Here is a 17,223-nt window from a genome sequence, read left to right on the forward strand (position 1 = left end):
GGTGTCCGGCCCCGGCCGCGTTGCGTTCCCGCCCCTCCGCGGCGCCGTTGCCGGGGGCGCTGCCCCCGGACCCCCGGTCCTCAAACGCCGGACGGGCTTGTTTTTGTGGCCGGACCCTGGAGTTCCACCGCCGCGCAGCGCCAGCGGAGGTCCGGGCCCTGTTCCAGGCGGAAGGCCATCGCCGTGATGCGGTCGCCCGTCGCGATGCGGGCGAAGGCCTCGATGACGCCCGGGCCGGGGGTGAAGCGGCCGCACTGGCGGATGACGGGGCTGAGGCGGGTGCGGAGGTGGTCCGCCGGGGCCAGGGCGATCAGCTGCTCGTAGGCGGGGCCGACGGTGTGGCCGAGGAGCGAGTGGACCGGGCGGCGGCCGCTGACCACCGCGAGCAGCAGGTCGGCGAACCAGTGGTGCGGGCCGGGCCGTACGGTGCGCGGAGGGCGGCGCTGGTCGCTGCGGCCGGCGGGGCGGGTCCGGGCCCGCGCGCCCGGGCGGCGGCGGGCGGCGTCCCCGCCGATCGTCGTGCGCAGCGTGGTGTCCATGGCGATCTGCCCCCGTCAGGCCGGGCCCGGTGCGGTACCGGGCGGTAACTTGATGGGGATCTTCTACGGCCGCCGATCACGGTCCGCAATCGCACGGGGTGCCGGGGGGCCGCCCGGCCCGGTTCACCTATCCGAGTGCGCGGCGGTGCCCGGCTGCGCCGCGGCCCGGGGCCGGGGCGGACGGAGGTGGACGCGTGGGGGCCGTGCCGCGACGCCCCGAAGGGGTACGGCGGCCGTCCCCCACTCGGACGCAGGGCGACAGCCGTATCCTGGGGGCGTTTCCGACTACCGAAAGCAGCCGGCCATGCGCGTGTACGTCCCCCTGACCCTCCCCGGGCTCGCCGAGGCGCACAAGGCGGGTGAGCTGGGGCCCGCCCCGCTGCGTGCGTACGCCGTCACGCCCGGGCTGCGCGAGTGGTACGTGTCCGACGACATCGAGGAGCTGGAGTACGCCGCCCTCGGCCGGGCCGCCGCCGCCTCCCTGCGGATGCTGGCCCAGGACGAGGAAGCCCCGCGCAAGCGGGTCGTGGTCGCGCTCGACGTGGACGACAAGGCCGTCACCTCCACCCCCGGGGTCGACGAGGCCACCCTCGGGCAGGTCGGCCTGGCCGCCGCCGTGCGACTGACCGTGGCCGCCGCCGTGCACGTGGACGCGGATGACGCCCGGGACGACGTCGCCGCCGCCGCGGCCGCGCTGGAGGCCGCCGACGGCGGGGACGACGACGCGCAGTTCACCGTGGACGGGGCCGAGGACCACGAGCTGCTGTGGTTCGGAGTGCAGGAGATCCCGGGGCTCCTGCGATGACCAGCCACATCGTGTGGGACTGGAACGGGACGCTGCTGCACGACATCGACGCCGTCATCACCGCGACCAACGCCTCCTTCGCCGAGCTCGGCTTCGCGCCGATCACCCTGGAGACGTACCGCGACCTGTACGTCGTGCCGGTGCCCAAGTTCTACGAGCGGCTCATGGGGCGGCTGCCCACCGACGAGGAATGGGTCGTCATGGACGACACCTTCCACCGGCACTACTGGGCCGCCGCCGAGGACTCCGGGCTCGCCGAGGGCGCCCGCGAGCTGCTCCGGGACTGGCAGCGGGCCGGGCTCACCCAGTCCCTGCTGTCCCTCGCGCCCCATGAGAAGCTCGTCCCCCTCGTACGGGCGCACGGCATCGACGGGCACTTCCTGCGCGTCGACGGCAGGACCGGCCCCTCCCACACCTCCAAGGCGGGGCACCTCGTACGCCACATGGCCGCACTGGACGGGACGGGTGTGACCGCCGGGCGTACGGTCCTCATCGGAGACGCCGTGGACGACGCGCTCGCGGCCGCCCACGTCGGCGCCAGGGCCGTGCTGTACACGGGCGGGTCCCACAGCCGCGCCAGTCTGGAATCGGCCGGTGTACCCGTCGTGGACACCCTGGCAGAGGCCGTTCGGACAGCTCGGGAACTGGCCGAATAGCGTCTGGACAGCACCGGTGCGGGACACCTGCACGGACTCCCGTCGCAGTCGCTGGCCAGAGTGTCAAAGTTCCACCCCGAGATTTGTACAGATGCAGTGAATGACGACCTGGGGGTGGGGCGAGATAGCCTAGTACCCGTGATCAGCGCGATAGTCATCGGCGGCACTGGAGCCTCCGGCATGCGCCCGGCGTACGACCGTACCCGGGCCTTCGCTGATTCCCGCTGCCGGGACCTCCTGCCGAACGTGGCTGATTCCCTCCCGGCAGCCTCCCCCGACGACCTAGCGTCGATATCGATCACTGACGGACATCCCGCCCCCGAGCGGCACTCCGTCATTCCTTCCTTCACCTACGTCACGCAATGGCGCGCGACAGGAGCCAGAGGACATGCAGACCAAGCTGGACGAAGCAAAGGCCGAGCTGCTCGCACGGGCGGCCCGGGTAGCTGAGAACAGCCCGGCCGGGGGGCTACTTCCGACTGGGTCCGAGCAGGGAGAGCGTGCCGACAGGGACACGGTGCTCTCCTACCTCCAGCGCTACTACCTGCACACGGCCCCAGAGGACCTCACGGACCGCGACCCGGTCGACGTGTTCGGGGCGGCGCTCTCGCACTACCGCCTCGCCGAGAACCGTCCGCAGGGCACCGCGAACGTACGCGTGCAGACCCCCACGGTGGAGGAGAACGGCTGGACCTCCAGCCACTCGGTCGTCGAGGTCGTCACCGACGACATGCCCTTCCTCGTGGACTCCGTCACCAACGAGCTGTCCCGCCAGGGCCGCGGCATCCACGTCGTGATCCACCCGCAGGTCGTCGTCCGCCGTGACGTCACCGGCAAGCTCATCGAGATCCTCGGCCCCGACTGCGACGCGCACGGCCCCCGCACCGCGCGCCCCCACGACTCCCTCGTCGAGTCCTGGATCCACGTCGAGATCGACCGCGAGACCGACCGCGCCGACCTCAAGCAGATCACCGTCGACCTGCTGCGCGTCCTGTCCGACGTCCGCGAGTCCGTCGAGGACTGGGAGAAGATGCGCGACGCCGCGCTGCGCATCGCCGACGGCCTGCCCGAGGAGCCCACCGCCCCGGACCTGCGCGAGTACGAGCTCGAAGAGGCCCGCGAGCTGCTGCGCTGGCTCGCCGACGACCACTTCACCTTCCTCGGCTACCGCGAGTACAACCTCGTCGACGGCGACGCCCTGTCCGCCGTGCCCGGCACCGGCCTCGGCATCCTGCGCTCCGACCCGCACCACAGCGGCAAGGACGACGGCCACCCGGTCTCGCCGTCCTTCAACCGGCTGCCCGCGGACGCCCGCGCCAAGGCCCGCGAGCACCGCCTGCTGGTGCTGACCAAGGCCAACAGCCGCTCCACCGTGCACCGCCCCTCGTACCTCGACTACGTGGGCGTGAAGAAGTTCGACGCGGACGGCAACGTCGTCGGCGAGCGCCGCTTCCTCGGCCTGTTCTCCTCCGCCGCGTACACCGAGTCCGTGCGCCGCGTGCCCGTCATCCGCCGCAAGGTCGCCGAGGTCCTGGAGCGGGCCGGCTTCTCGCCGTCCAGCCACGACGGCCGCGACCTGACGCAGATCCTGGAGACCTACCCGCGCGACGAGCTGTTCCAGACCCCGGTCGACCAGCTCCAGTCCATCGTCACCTCGGTCCTCTACCTGCAGGAACGCCGCCGGCTGCGGCTGTACCTGCGCCAGGACGAGTACGGGCGCTACTACTCGGCCCTCGTCTACCTGCCGCGCGACCGCTTCACCACCGGCGTCCGGCTGCGGCTGATGGACATCCTCAAGGAGGAGCTCGACGGCATCAGCGTCGACTTCACCGCCTGGAACACCGAGTCGATCCTCTCCCGCATCCACTTCGTCATCCGCGTCCCGCAGGGCAAGGAACTGCCGGTCCTGACCGAGGGCGACGTCGAGCGCATCGAGGGCCGTCTCGTCGACGCCGCCCGCTCCTGGGCCGACGGCTTCTCCGAGGCCCTGGTCGCCGAGCTCGGCGAGGAGCGCGCCGCCGAACTGCTGCGCCGCTACGGCACCTCCTTCCCCGAGGGCTACAAGGCCGACCACTCGCCGCGCGCGGCCGTGGCCGACCTGTGCCACCTGGAGAAGCTCTCCGCCAGCGACCGCCCGTTCGCGCTCTCCCTGTACGAGCCGGTCGGCGCGGGCCCCGGCGAACGCCGCTTCAAGATCTACCGGACCGGTGAGCAGGTCTCGCTGTCCGCGGTCCTGCCCGTGCTGCAGCGCCTGGGCGTCGAGGTCACCGACGAGCGCCCGTACGAGCTGCGCCGCTCCGACCGGGTCAGCGCCTGGATCTACGACTTCGGTCTGCGGATGCCGCTGCCGACGGGCAACGGGGACAACTACCTCGGCGACGACGCCCGCGAGCGGTTCCAGGAGGCCTTCGCGGCCGTGTGGACCGGCGACGCGGAGAACGACAACTTCAACAGCCTCGTGCTGAGTGCCGGGCTCACCTGGCGGCAGGCCGTCGTCCTGCGCGCGTACGCCAAGTACATGCGCCAGGCCGGCTCCACCTTCAGCCAGGACTACATGGAGGACACCCTCCGCAACAACGTCCACACCACCCGGCTGCTGGTCTCCCTCTTCGAGGCGCGCATGTCGCCCGGCCGCCAGGCCGCCGGCAGCGAGCTGGTCGACGCCATGCTGGAGGAGCTGGACGGGGCCCTGGACCAGGTCGCCTCGCTCGACGAGGACCGCATCCTGCGCTCCTTCCTGACGCTGATCAAGGCCACCCTGCGGACCAACTTCTTCCAGCTGAACGACGCGGGCGAGCCCCACTCGTACGTGTCGATGAAGTTCGACCCGCAGGCCATCCCGGACCTGCCGGCGCCGCGACCGGCCTTCGAGATCTGGGTCTACTCCCCGCGCGTCGAGGGCGTCCACCTGCGCTTCGGCAAGGTCGCCCGGGGCGGCCTGCGCTGGTCCGACCGTCGCGAGGACTTCCGTACGGAGATCCTCGGCCTGGTCAAGGCGCAGATGGTCAAGAACACCGTCATCGTCCCCGTCGGCGCCAAGGGCGGCTTCGTCGCGAAGAACCTCCCGGACCCGTCGGTGGACCGCGACGCGTGGCTCGCCGAGGGCATCGCCTCGTACAAGATCTTCATCTCGGCGCTGCTCGACATCACCGACAACATGGTCGCCGGCGAGGTCGTGCCGCCGAAGGGCGTCGTCCGCCACGACGAGGACGACACCTACCTCGTCGTCGCCGCCGACAAGGGCACCGCCACCTTCTCCGACATCGCCAACGGGGTCGCGGAGTCCTACGGCTTCTGGCTCGGTGACGCCTTCGCCTCCGGCGGTTCGGCCGGCTACGACCACAAGGGCATGGGCATCACGGCCCGTGGCGCGTGGGAGTCCGTCAAGCGGCACTTCCGCGAGCTGGGCCACGACACGCAGGCCCAGGACTTCACGGTCGTCGGTGTCGGCGACATGTCCGGCGACGTGTTCGGCAACGGCATGCTGCTCTCCGAGCACATCCGCCTGGTCGCCGCGTTCGACCACCGGCACATCTTCCTCGACCCGAACCCGGACGCGGCCGTCTCCTACGCCGAGCGCCGCCGCCTGTTCGACCTGCCGCGCTCCTCGTGGGCCGACTACGACACCTCGCTGATCTCGGCGGGCGGCGGCGTCCACCCGCGCAGCGCGAAGGCCGTCCCGATCACCGCGCAGGTCCGCGAGGCCCTGGGCATCGAGGCGGGCGTCACCAAGATGACCCCGGCCGACCTGATGAAGGCGATCCTGCAGTCCCCGGTGGACCTGCTGTGGAACGGCGGCATCGGCACGTACGTCAAGGCCACGGCCGAGACGCACGCGGACGTCGGCGACAAGGCCAACGACGCCATCCGCGTCAACGGCTCCGAGGTCCGGGCCAAGGTCATCGGCGAGGGCGGCAACCTGGGCCTGACCCAGCTCGGCCGGATCGAGTTCGCCCACCACGGCGGCAAGGTCAACACCGACGCCATCGACAACAGCGCCGGCGTGGACACCTCCGACCACGAGGTGAACATCAAGATCCTGCTCAACGCCGTCGTCGCCGACGGGGACATGACCGTCAAGCAGCGCAACAAGCTGCTCGCCGAGATGACCGACGAGGTCGGCTCGCTCGTCCTGCGCAACAACTACGCGCAGAACACGGCGCTGGCCAACGGTTCGGCGCAGGCCCCGAGCCTGCTCCACGCCCAGCAGCGCTTCATGCGCCGCCTGGAGAGCGAGGGGCTGCTCAACCGCGAGCTGGAGTTCCTGCCCACGGACCGCCAGATCCGCGAGCTGCTCAACACCGGCAAGGGCCTGACCCAGCCGGAGCTGGCCGTCCTGTTCGCCTACACCAAGATCACCGTGGCGGACGAGCTCATCCACACCGAGCTGCCGGACGACCCGTACCTGCGCCGCCTGCTCCACGCGTACTTCCCGGGCGCCCTGCGGGGGAAGTTCCCGGAGCAGATCGACGCGCACGCGCTGCGCCGCGAGATCATCACCACGCTCCTGGTCAACGACACCGTCAACACCGGTGGTTCGACCTTCCTGCACCGCCTGCGCGAGGAGACCGGGGCGTCCCTGGAGGAGATCGTCCGGGCGCAGCTCGCCGCGCGTGAGATCTTCGGCCTGGCCGAGGTGTGGGACGCGGTGGAGGCGCTCGACAACAAGGTCGCCGCCGACGTCCAGACCCGGGTGCGGCTGCACTCGCGCCGTCTGGTCGAGCGCGGTACCCGCTGGCTGCTGAACAACCGGCCGCAGCCGCTCCAGATCACCGAGACCGTGGAACTCTTCCAGGCCCGGGTGGAGCAGGTCTGGGCCGAGCTGCCCAAGCTGGTGCGCGGCGCCGACCTGGACTGGTACCAGTCGGTGATGGACGAGCTGACCGGCGAGGGCGTGCCGGAGGAGCTCGCGGCGAAGGTGGCAGGGTTCTCCTCGGCCTTCCCGACGCTGGACATCGTCGCCATCGCGGACCGCACGGGCGTGGACCCGCTGGGTGTCGCCGAGGTCTACTACGACCTCGCCGACCGCCTGGACATCACCCAGCTGATGGACCGGATCATCGAGCTGCCGCGGTCCGACCGCTGGCAGTCCATGGCCCGCGCCTCCATCCGCGAGGACCTCTTCGCGGCGCACGCGGCCCTGACCGCGGACGTGCTGTCGGTGGGCGACGGGGACGCGACTCCCGAGGAGCGCTTCAAGGCGTGGGAGGAGAAGAACGCGGCGCTGATCGGGCGTGCGCGGACGACTCTGGACGAGATCCGGGGGTCGGACGACTTCGACCTGGCGAACCTGTCGGTGGCGATGCGGACGATGCGGTCGCTGCTGCGGGCGCACAGCTAGTCGGAAACGGCGGGCGGCCCCGGACCACGGTTGGTCCGGGGCCGCCCGTCTTCATGTCCGGATGCGGCGCCGCTACGGGGGCTCCGCCCCGGGCCCCGCGCCTCAATCGCCGGCGGGGCTGGATTCAGCGGCCCGCGGTGAAGGCCTCGTACGCGTCGCAGACTTCGGCGGCGGGGCCGTCCATGCGTATGACGCCCGCCTCCAGCCAGATCGCGCGGTCGCAGGTCTCGCGGACCGTGCCGATGCCGTGGCTGACCAGGAAGACGGTGCCGGCGCGTTCGCGCAGTTCCTCGATGCGGGCCTGGCTGCGCCGCTGGAAGGCGGCGTCGCCCGTGGCCAGGGCTTCGTCGATCATCAGGACGTCGTGGTCCTTGGCGGCGGCGATGGAGAACCGCAGGCGGGCGCCCATGCCGGAGGAGTACGTGCGCATGGGCAGCGAGATGAAGTCGTCCTTCTCGTTGATTCCGGAGAAGTCGACGATGTCCTGGTAGCGCTGCTTGATCTGCTCGCGGGTCATGCCCATGGCGAGGCCGCCGAGGACGACGTTGCGTTCGCCGGTCAGGTCGTTCATCAGGGCGGCGTTCACGCCGAGCAGGGACGGCTGGCCGTGAGAGTAGATGCGGCCCCGGGCCACCGGCTGGAGGCCGGCGATCGCGGCCAGGAGGGTGGACTTGCCCGAGCCGTTGGTGCCGATGAGGCCGATGGCCTCGCCCTCGTACGCGGTGAAGGTGACGCCCTTGACGGCGTGCACCTCGCGGATGCCGGGGGCCGGCGTGCGGGAGAAGATCCGGCTCAGGGCCGCGGTGGCGCCGCCCTTGCGGCCGCCGCCGTTGACCTTGTAGACGACGTGGACCCCGTCGGCGATGACGGTGGGCACGCGGGTGCCGGTGGTGGGGGTGGTGGTGAGCTCAGCCACGGCCGTACTCCTCCTCGGCCTTCCAGAAGTAGACGAACCCGCCGGCTCCGGCGAGCAGGGCCCAGCCGATGGCGATCAGCCATGCGTGGTGGGGGAGCGAGTGCGCCTGGAAGCTGTCGATCAGCGAGAACCGCATCAGGTCGATGTAGACGGCCGCCGGGTTGAGCTTGAGTGCCATCGACACCCAGTGCGGGAGGCGGTCCGTGCTGAGCATCTGGTCGATGGACCACATGACGCCGGACGAGTACATCCACGTCCGCAGGACGAAGGGCATCAGCTGGCTGACGTCGGGGCTCTTGCTGCCGATCCGGGCCATGACCATGGCGACGCCGGCGGCGAAGACCGCCATCAGCAGGAGGGCGGGCACGGCCAGGAGCCAGGCCGGGCCGGGCCTCTGGCCCAGTACGAGCAGCAGGAGGACCAGCGCGCCCATGGTGACGAGCAGCTGCTGGAAGAGCTGTACGACGGTGGAGATCGGCAGGCTCGCGCGGGGGAAGTGCAGGGCGCGGACCAGGCCGAGGTTGCTGTGGACGGAGCGGGTGCCGGCGTTGATGGAGCTGCCGATGAAGTCCCAGACGAAGACGCCGGTGATCAGGAACGGCACGTAGTCGGGGACGCCGTGGCTGGCGCGCATCACGATGCCGAAGATGAAGTAGTAGACCGCCGCGTTGAGGAGCGGGGTCACCAGGTGCCAGACCTGGCCGAGTTTCGCGGTGCTGTACTGCGCCTGCATGCGAGCGGTCGCGTACGCCGTCACGAAGTGGCGGCGGTGCCAGAGCTCCGCGACGTAGCGGAGGAGGGTGGGGCGGGCGCCGCTGAGGGTCAGGCCGTGCGCGGCCGCGAGTTCCGCGAGCTGGGCGGAGGTGGGGCGGGAGGCCTGCGGGGATTCGGGATGCGCGGGTGCCGTCGAGGTGGTCACGAGGGTCGCTTTCGCCGGGGTCGGGGCGTCCGCGGCGATGGAACGGGTCCGTATCGTCGCTACGGCGAGGGTAGGGCGCGGCACGTCGGAACGCAACCGTATCGTCGTTGCGTGGCGCGGTTATGCTCTGTGCATGACCACGGACCCCGCCGCCTCCTCCGCCGCCCCCTCTTCGCCCGCCAGGAGGGCCCCCGCGGGGGCCGCCGTGCTGCGGGAGGACGTGACCGAGGCGATCCGGGCCGCCGTGGTGGAGGAACTGGCCGCGGTGGGCTTCTCGAAGATGTCGATCGAGGGGATCGCGCGGCGCGCGGGCGTCGGCAAGACGGCGGTGTACCGGCGCTGGAAGTCGAAGCTGCACCTGGTGCTGGACCTGGTGGGGGCCTTCGCGGTGGACGGGCTGCCGGTGCCGGCGACGGGCTCGCTGTACGGGGACGTACGGGCCCTGCTGGAGGTCATGTCACACGTGCTGCGGCACCCGGTGGCGTCGGCGGTCATCCCCGACCTCCTGGTCGAGGCGGCGCGGAACCCGGAGATCGCGGACGCGGTGCGGGGGGCGCTGCTGGACGGGCAGAAGCGGATGGCGGAGGGGATCGTCTCCGCGGCCGTCGCGCGGGGTGAACTCGTCGAGGGGACGTGCCCGGACCGGGCGCTCGATCTGGCGATCGGGCCGTTGTACTGGCGGCAGGTGGTCGTACGGGACTCCGTCCCCGGGGGGTACCTGGACGAGCTGGCGCGGTCGGTGGTGGCGGGGCTCCGGGCCGTCTGAGCGGTCGGTCCGTCTGCCCTGCGGGCCGCCTTCCGTGGGGGGCGTCTGACCCGTGCGGGCCGTCTGATCCTTGGGGGCCGTCTGACCCGTGCGGGCGGGCCGGATCGGCGGCCGCCGGGCTGGCCGCTGCGCGGGGCTGGTCCCCTACCCGCCCTTCCACCGTTCCCTGGGGCTCCGCCCCAGACCCCGCGCCTCAAACGCCGGCGAGGCTGGATCGGGGGCCGGCCCCAGACCCCGCGCCTCGAACGCCGGCGGGGTTGGGGCGGGGGCTCCTGGCCCCGCGCCTCGAATGCCGGCGGGGCTGGGGCTGGGGCCGGCCCCAGACCCCGCGCCTCGAACGCCGGCGGGGCTGGGGCGGGGGCCGGCCCCAGACCCCGCGCCTCGAACGTCGGCGGGGTTGGGGCGGGGGTCGGCCCTGGCCCCGTGCTTCGAATGCCGGCGGGGCTGGATCGGGGGGTCCGTCCCAGGCGCCGCGGCGAGGCTGGATCGGGCCGCCACCCGGCGGTAGCGGGGCCCAGCCCCTCCGGCGTTTGAGGAGCGGGTCTGGGCGGAGCCCAGGGGCTGCCTAGCGGCACCTCGGTCGCAACAGTGGCGTCGACGGGTTCTGATCGGCCGATCGGGGGACGAGGGATCGATTCCTCGGGTGCGGGAGGTTGGGGCGCGCCCGGGCCGCGCGGGAGTGTGGCGGCGGATGCGGGCCCGGGTCCGGGTCCGGACACGCCCCCAGGAGCAGTCCATGCGTACGCGCAACGCCGTCGTCGCCGGTCTCGGCGCCCTCGTGCTCGGTCTCACCCTCCCCGCCTCGCCCGCGGCCGCCGCGACCGGCGAGTTCCGGTACACGTACAGCGGGCTCGACGGCCGCCCGCAGACCGCCGTGCTGGAGGACCCCGTGGGCGGTGAGTGCATCACGCTCCCGGAGGTCGCCGACCCCGCCTCCAGCAGCCCCGCGCACTCACCGCGCAACCGCACCGACGCGACGGCGACCGTCTTCACCGGCCCCGACTGCGAAGGCGACTACTTCACCCTCCGCCCGTTCACCGGGTACGGAAGCGCCCGGCTCACGCTGCGGTCGGTCGTCTTCAGCCGCTGATCTACGGCCAGCGCGACGGACTCAGCGAGGCCAGCGGCGGTTCGGGGAGCGGGCCCCCGGTCGCCGCCGGGCAGGGGCGGCGGTCCTCCGGCGGGACGACCGGCGGGACCGCGTCCGGCTGGCCGAGGAAGACGCGGCGGACCACCCGCTCCGCCGCGTGCCCGTCGTCGTACGAGCAGAACCGCGCGCGGAACGCCGCTCGCAGCTGCGCCGAGCGCGAGCCCTGCCAGTGGCCGGTGGTGAAGATGTCGACGAGTTCGTCCTGGGTGCGGGCGATCGCGCCCGGCGGGCAGGCCCGCAGGTCGAAGTAGGTGCCGCGGGCCGCCTCGTACGCCTCCCAGTCGTCCGCGTGGATCACGATCGGCCGGTCCAGCGTGGCGTAGTCGAACATCAGGGACGAGTAGTCGGTGACGAGCGCGTCCGAGGCCAGGCAGAGCTCCTCGACGGAGGGGTGGGCGGAGACGTCGATCAGGCGTGGGTGGGGGTCCGCCGTCCACGGGGCGTCCGCGTACGTGAGGTGGGTGCGGGCCAGCAGCACGAAGCGCGGCCCCAGATCGCGCAGCACCCGCTCGAAGTCGAGGTGGTCGGGGCGGCTGCGCCGGTAGTCGCGGTGCGTCGGCGCGTACAGGACCGCCGTCGAGCCGGCCGGGATGCCGAGGCGCTCGCGCAGCTCCAGGACCTCGGAGCGGGTCGCCCGGTGGAAGGGGTCGTTGCGCGGGTAGCCGTATTCGAGGGTGGTGTAGGAGGCGGGGACCGCCCTCTCCCACACCAGGGTGGAGTGCCGGTTCGCCGACAGCAGGTAGTCCCACTGGTCGGCGCCGCGCAGCAGGCCCGCGAAGTCGGTGGTGGGGGTGGCGGCCGGGCGGTCCTGCAGGTCCAGGCCGACGCGCTTGAGCGGGGTGCCGTGCTGGGTCTGGAGGAGGACCTGGCCCGGCCGTTTGACCAGGGCGCGCTCGAAGTTGACGTTCGTGGTGAGGTACGTGGCCCTGGCGAGGGCGGTCCAATAGGCCGCCGAGCCCGGCCGCAGCGCGGTCGTCTCCCGGGGCAGCGTCGCCTGATGCTCGGGGTCGCAGATCCACGCCGTCCGCATCCGCGGCGCCAGCTCCCGCAGCTTCGCCTCGATGGCCGCCGGGTTGCAGGCGTAGCCGCCGTGCCAGTACGCGGAGAAGACGGCCAGCTCAGGGCGGAGCGGGAGCAGGCGCTGGGTGCGGTAGTGCAGGCGCAGGGCGCTCTCGCGCAGCCCCCGCCAGAGACCGCGGGCGCCGCGGCCCGTCGCCGGCGCGGCCGAGCGCAGCACCGACAGCAGCCGGTACGTGCGCCGCGTGCCCAGCCGCATCAGGGCGTGGCGCAGCCGGTCGGTGCGGGAGAGCGACAACGGCAGCGCACTCGCGCGGACAGGGGCCCGGTAGCGGCGCAGGAGGGCCGAGGCCCGCTGGAAGAACTCGGCCCGCGAGGCGCGCGGGAGGCGGCGCGGGTCGGCGTACAGGGTGCAGAAGTGCTCGGCCATCCGCCGGTGCACGGCGGGGCGCCAGCGCTCCAGCTCGGGGCGGCCGGCGAGGTAGCCGAAGACCCGGTCGTACTGGTCGAAGACGTCGAGGTGGCGGCGGCCGGCCGTGGTCGGGATCGAGCCGCTGCGGCGCTGCCGGTGGTGCACGCAGACCCGGTCCAGGACGGCGACGGACTCGGCTGCCAGCAGCGCCGGGTAGGTCCAGGGGGTGTCCTCGTAGAAGCCGGGCGGGAACTCCAGTCCCTCGCGTTCCGCGTACTCGCGGCGGTAGGTCTTGTTCCACACCACCATCGGCATGCCGAGGAGGGCGGGGCGGTCGGCGAGGCGGAAGCTGGCCGGACCGTCCTCGCGGAGGCGGGGCGAGAGGCCGCTCGGGACCAGCTCGCCCGTCCAGAGGGCGCGCGCGTGGTCGTGGACCAGGACGTCGGGGGAGCCGGTGGCCTTCAGCCGGTCGGTGAGGGCCTGCAGGGCGCCGGGGGCGAGGACGTCGTCGCCGTCGAGGAAGACCAGGTAGTCGCCGGTGGCCCGGGCCAGGCCCGCGTTGCGGGCGGGGCCCGGGCCGAGGTTGTGCGGCAGGTGCACGGCGGTCACGCGCGGGTCCCGGGCCGCGTACTCGTCGATGATGGAACCGCAGGCGTCCGGGGAGGCGTCGTCGACCGCGATCAGCTCAAGATCCGGGTACGACTGCGCCAGGACCGAGTCCAGACTCTCCTGGAGGTAGGCCTGGACCTTGTACGCGGGCACGATGACGCTGAACCGGGGCACGGCACATCCAGGGGTCGGCGCGGGCATATTGCCCAGGAACCCCTGGCGTGGCGACCGGGTTACGCAGAGTGCGGCATTCGGGTTACTCAGCGTCAACACCCCACGTCAACCGGGCTCGTGGTGTTGGGGGATGTGGGACAGAGGCGCCGCCGGACGGGTGGCTCGGACATCAACGGCTCGCGCAGCGTCCCAGGGGTGCGAGTCCCGGCCACCGGCCGGAGGCGGATGCGTGAAGCCCGGAAGCCCGCTCACGCGAGCTGAAGGGAATCCCTGCGGTTCGGCGCGGGGAGGATCGTCACTTGACCGCGCCCGCCATCACCCCCGTCACGAACTGCCGCTGGAAGGCGAAGAAGACGACGAGCGGTACCACCATCGACAGGAAGGCGCCCGGCGCCAGCACGTCGATGTTGTTCCCGAACTGCCGTACCTGCTGCTGGAGGGCGACCGTCACGGGCGGGTTCGCCGAGTCCGCGAAGACCAGCGCCACCAGCATGTCGTTCCACACCCACAGGAACTGGAAGATGCCGAGCGAGGCGATCGCCGGGCCGCCCAGCGGCAGCACCACCCGCGCGAACAGCCGCAGTTCGCCCGCCCCGTCGAGACGGGCCGCCTCCAGCAGCTCGCGCGGGATCTCGGCGAAGAAGTTGCGCAGCAGGAACACCGCGAAGGGCAGCCCGAAGGCGGTGTGGAAGAGCACCACGCCCGCGGTCGTCTCGAACAGGCCGATGGTGCCGAAGAGTTCGGACACCGGGATCAGCGCCACCTGCACGGGGACGACCAGCAGCCCGACGACGACGAGGAACAGCCAGTCCCGGCCGGGGAACTCCAGCCACGCGAAGGCGTATCCGGCGAACGCGCCCAGGGTCACCACCAGCAGGGTGGCCGGGACGGCGATCGCGAACGTGGCCATGAGGGAGTGGGTGATGGTCTCGTCGGCCAGCAGCCGCTCGTAGTTGCCGGTGGTCAGCCGGGCGGGCGCCGTCAGCACCTGCCACCAGCCGCCCTTGTTCAGGTCAGTGGGGGACAGGAACGAGGAGACCAGCAGCCCGAGCGTGGGCAGCAGCCAGAACAGTGCGGCCAGGACGAGGAAGACCCGTACGGCCCCGCCGGCCGCCCGGGCCGCCAGGCCGCCCGCGGTGAGCCCGGTGCGCGTGCGTGACGGTTTCGCCGCTCCCAGGGCAGCCACCGCGGTCGCGCCGGAACGGGTCATCGGGATCCCTCCTTGCGCAGCCGGCGGATATTCACGAGCATCACCGGCACCACCAGCACCAGCAGCAGGACGGCGATCGCACTGCCCAGGCCCGCATCGGCGTCCGTGCCGAAGGAGGTGCGGTACAGCTGGAGCGCGAGGACGTTGGCGTCGTCCTGCACCGCGCCCGGTGCGATCACGAAGACCAGGTCGAAGACCTTCATGACGTTGATGACGAGCGTGACGAGCACGACGACCAGCACCGGCGCCAGCACCGGGACGGTGATCCGGCGGAACACCTGCCACTCGTTCGCCCCGTCCACCCGCGCGGCCTCCAGCAGCTCCCGCGGTACGGCCGCCAGCCCGGCCCCGATCAGCACCATCGCGAACCCGGCCCACATCCACACGTACGCCCCGATGACCGCAGGGGTGACCAGCGCCGGGCCCAGCCACTCCACCCCCGCGTACGCCTCCCGGAAGTTCGCGGCGGGCAGGCGCAGCACGGCGCCGTCGGCCGCCGCGGGCAGCGTGAAGGTGCCGTCGGCGCGGGTCGTCGCCGAAGCGACGACCCTGCCGTCCTTGACCGCCTCGATCCGCATGCCGGAGAACGCCGACTCGCTCGGATCGACCGCGTTCGTCCGCCCGCCCCCGCCCCGCGTGAAGTCCTGCCAGGCCGTCCCCGTGACCTTGCCCGGCTCGGCGGCCGCGGCCTTCGCCGTACGGGTGCCCTCGGGCAGGGACTCCGGGGCCACACCGACCAGCGGGAGCACGGCCGGGGTGCCCGCCCGGACCGGAACGCGGGTCACGAAGGCGCCCCCGTCCGCCGGGACCAGCGGGGAGTCGCGGCCCGGGCGGGCCTTGGGGAACGCCGAGGACTCCGCGAAGGTGTCGTGGACCCCGACCCAGACCGCGTTGGCGATGCCCCGGTCCGGATCGTGGTCGTAGACCAGCCGGAAGATGATGCCCGCCGCCAGCATCGAGATCGCCATCGGCATGAACACCAGCAGCTTGAACGCCGTTCCCCAGCGCACCCGTTCCGTCAGCACCGCGAATATCAGACCGAGGGCGGTGGCCGTCGTCGGCGCCAGGACCACCCACACCGCCGTGTTCTTCAGGGCGGTGCGGATCGTGCCGTCCTGCAGGATCTCGCGGTAGTTGCCCGCGCCCACGAAGGTGTCCCCGGAGCGGTCGAAGAGGCTGCGGTAGACCGAGTAGCCGATCGGATGGACGACGAGCGCGCCCAGCAGTACGAGCGCCGGGAGGAGGAACGCCGCCGCGATCAGGCGGCGGCGCCGGGCCTCCCGCGAGGTGGCCGCCACGGGGATCAGTTCCCGTAGGCCTTGGCCGCGTCCGCCTCCAGTTTCGCCTGCGCGCCCGCCACGTCCGACGGGTTCGCGAGGAAGTCCTGGAGGGCCTTCCACTCGCCCGCGCCCGGGGTCCCGCCGAAGGCGGACGGGGCCTGGTCCGACATGTCGAAGCGGAAGTCGTCGCCCGCCGCGATCAGGGCCTTGGCGATGTCGCGCTGGATGTCGTTGGGGTAGGCGCCCGGGTTCACCGCCCGGTTCGGGGAGACGAAACCGCCCTCGCGGGCCTGGATCTGCGCCGCGTCCGCCGAGGCCAGGAAGGTCAGCAGCGCCTGCGCGCCCTTCGAGGGCTTCAGCGCGACCGCCACGTCACCACCCGAGACCACCGGAGACTTCGCGCCGACCGCCGGGAAGGGGAAGACCAGGGCGTCCTTGCCCACCTTCGCGTCCGTCTGCGCGATGTTCACCGCCACGAAGTCGCCCTCGTAGACCATCGCGGCCGCCGGCCGGTCCCCGCCGGTGAAGGTCTGCGTCACCGACTTCGGGAACTCCGTCGCCAGGGCCCCGCTCGGCCCGCCCGCCAGGAAGTCCTTGCGCCCGAACAGCTCGGCGAGCGTGGTCAGCGCCTGCTTGACGCTGTCGTCCGTCCACTTGATCTGGTGCTTGGCCAACTGGTCGTACTTCTCCGGCCCGGCCTGCGAGAGGTAGACGTTCTCGAACCAGTCGGTGAGGGTCCAGCCGTCCGCACCGGCCACGGAGACCGCCGGGGTACCGGAGGCCGAGAGCGTGTCCGCCGCCGTCAGCAGCTCCTTCCACGTCTTCGGCGGCTGTACCCCGGCAGCCTCGAAGGCCTTCGCGTTGTACCAGATCAGCGACTTGTTGGCGGCCTTGTAGTACACGCCGTACTGGGTGCCGTCGACCGCGCCGAGCTTCTTCCAGCCCGGCGAGTAGTTCGCGTCGAGCTGCGCCTGGGCCTCCGGGCCCACCGGCTGCGCCCACTTGTTCTGCACCGCCGAGACCAGCGCCCCCACCTGGGGGAGCAGCGCCACGTCCGGCGGGGCGCCGCCCGCGATCTTCGTGCCGAGGAAGGTGACGATCGGGTCCTGGGCCGGGACGAAGGTGACCGTCGCGCCCGTCCGCTTCTCGAACTCCTTCAGCACCTTGGTGAAGTTCGCCTGCTCCGGGCCCGTCCAGACGGCCGCGACCTCCAGCTTCTCGCCGGGCAGTTTCGGTAACTGCACCGTCGGCGAGGCCGTCGCGCCCTCGGGGGGATCCGAGGCCCCGTCCTTCTTCCCGGACCCCCCGCCGTCGCCGCACGCGCCGAGCAGGAGCGCGCCCGCCGCGGCAAGCGCCGCCCAGGTGAGTGTCGTACGGCCCGTTCCGTGCTCGCGCATGGTTCTGCCCCCGATGCCCGCTGTGTGTCCTG

The 17,223-nt window shown here is 72.3% G+C and carries 12 protein-coding genes; 5 read left to right on the forward strand and 7 right to left on the reverse strand.

The genetic code is table 11. The annotated features are described in order from the left end of the window. Nucleotides 1-80: 80 nt before the first annotated feature. Nucleotides 81-539, reverse strand: coding sequence for an Rv3235 family protein (locus tag ACZ6Y1_RS23785; RefSeq protein WP_469633201.1), 459 nt, complete (start codon nucleotides 537-539; stop codon nucleotides 81-83). Between the two features lie 304 nt (nucleotides 540-843). Here ACZ6Y1_RS23785 and ACZ6Y1_RS23790 point away from each other — a divergent pair, with 304 nt between their 5' ends. The 3 genes from ACZ6Y1_RS23790 (at nucleotide 844) to ACZ6Y1_RS23800 (ending at nucleotide 7,341) form a co-directional block, all read left to right on the forward strand. Further along, on the forward strand, nucleotides 844-1,344 hold the full coding sequence (locus tag ACZ6Y1_RS23790; protein ID WP_469633203.1) for a DUF6912 family protein: 501 nt from the start codon (nucleotides 844-846) through the stop codon (nucleotides 1,342-1,344). After that, the gene (locus tag ACZ6Y1_RS23795; RefSeq protein WP_469633205.1) at nucleotides 1,341-2,000 is read left to right on the forward strand and encodes an HAD family hydrolase; all 660 of its coding nucleotides are present in this window, start codon (nucleotides 1,341-1,343) and stop codon (nucleotides 1,998-2,000) included. The genes ACZ6Y1_RS23790 and ACZ6Y1_RS23795 overlap by 4 nt, the downstream gene beginning before the upstream one ends. Before the next feature lie 388 nt (nucleotides 2,001-2,388). Next, on the forward strand, nucleotides 2,389-7,341 hold the full coding sequence (locus ACZ6Y1_RS23800; RefSeq protein ID WP_469633208.1) for an NAD-glutamate dehydrogenase: 4,953 nt from the start codon (nucleotides 2,389-2,391) through the stop codon (nucleotides 7,339-7,341). Between the two features lie 124 nt (nucleotides 7,342-7,465). Here ACZ6Y1_RS23800 and ACZ6Y1_RS23805 read toward each other — a convergent pair whose 3' ends face one another. Together ACZ6Y1_RS23805 and ACZ6Y1_RS23810 are read right to left on the reverse strand one after the other, a co-directional pair. Continuing rightward, nucleotides 7,466-8,257, reverse strand: coding sequence for an ABC transporter ATP-binding protein (locus tag ACZ6Y1_RS23805; RefSeq protein ID WP_469633211.1), 792 nt, complete (start codon nucleotides 8,255-8,257; stop codon nucleotides 7,466-7,468). Further along, complete coding sequence (locus tag ACZ6Y1_RS23810; RefSeq protein ID WP_469633213.1) at nucleotides 8,250-9,176, reverse strand: ABC transporter permease; 927 nt, start codon at nucleotides 9,174-9,176, stop codon at nucleotides 8,250-8,252. Before ACZ6Y1_RS23810 ends, ACZ6Y1_RS23805 begins: the two co-directional genes overlap by 8 nt. A gap of 133 nt (nucleotides 9,177-9,309) precedes the next feature. Between ACZ6Y1_RS23810 and ACZ6Y1_RS23815 the strand changes: the two genes are divergently transcribed. After that, a complete protein-coding gene (locus tag ACZ6Y1_RS23815; protein ID WP_469633217.1) occupies nucleotides 9,310-9,942 on the forward strand; it encodes a TetR/AcrR family transcriptional regulator in 633 nt (210 codons plus the stop codon). 736 nt (nucleotides 9,943-10,678) lie between these two features. After that, the gene (locus tag ACZ6Y1_RS23820; RefSeq protein ID WP_469633220.1) at nucleotides 10,679-11,032 is read left to right on the forward strand and encodes a hypothetical protein; all 354 of its coding nucleotides are present in this window, start codon (nucleotides 10,679-10,681) and stop codon (nucleotides 11,030-11,032) included. 1 nt (nucleotide 11,033) lies between these two features. Here ACZ6Y1_RS23820 and ACZ6Y1_RS23825 read toward each other — a convergent pair whose 3' ends face one another. The 4 genes from ACZ6Y1_RS23825 to ACZ6Y1_RS23840 form a co-directional block, all read right to left on the reverse strand. Then, nucleotides 11,034-13,331 (reverse strand): bifunctional glycosyltransferase/CDP-glycerol:glycerophosphate glycerophosphotransferase, encoded by a 2,298-nt coding sequence (locus tag ACZ6Y1_RS23825; RefSeq protein ID WP_469633223.1) that lies wholly within the window; start codon nucleotides 13,329-13,331, stop codon nucleotides 11,034-11,036. A gap of 268 nt (nucleotides 13,332-13,599) precedes the next feature. Then, a complete protein-coding gene (locus ACZ6Y1_RS23830; RefSeq protein ID WP_469633226.1) occupies nucleotides 13,600-14,514 on the reverse strand; it encodes a carbohydrate ABC transporter permease in 915 nt (304 codons plus the stop codon). Further along, nucleotides 14,511-15,821: a carbohydrate ABC transporter permease gene (locus ACZ6Y1_RS23835; RefSeq protein ID WP_469633561.1), complete on the reverse strand. Its 1,311-nt coding sequence runs from the start codon at nucleotides 15,819-15,821 to the stop codon at nucleotides 14,511-14,513. The genes ACZ6Y1_RS23830 and ACZ6Y1_RS23835 overlap by 4 nt, the downstream gene beginning before the upstream one ends. Continuing rightward, nucleotides 15,818-17,191 carry an ABC transporter substrate-binding protein gene (locus ACZ6Y1_RS23840; protein WP_469633229.1) on the reverse strand — a complete coding sequence of 458 codons (1,374 nt, stop codon included), beginning with the start codon at nucleotides 17,189-17,191 and terminating at the stop codon, nucleotides 15,818-15,820. Before ACZ6Y1_RS23840 ends, ACZ6Y1_RS23835 begins: the two co-directional genes overlap by 4 nt. Between the last annotated feature and the right edge of the window lie 32 nt (nucleotides 17,192-17,223).

The organism is Streptomyces sp. NPDC053432, assembly GCF_055585365.1.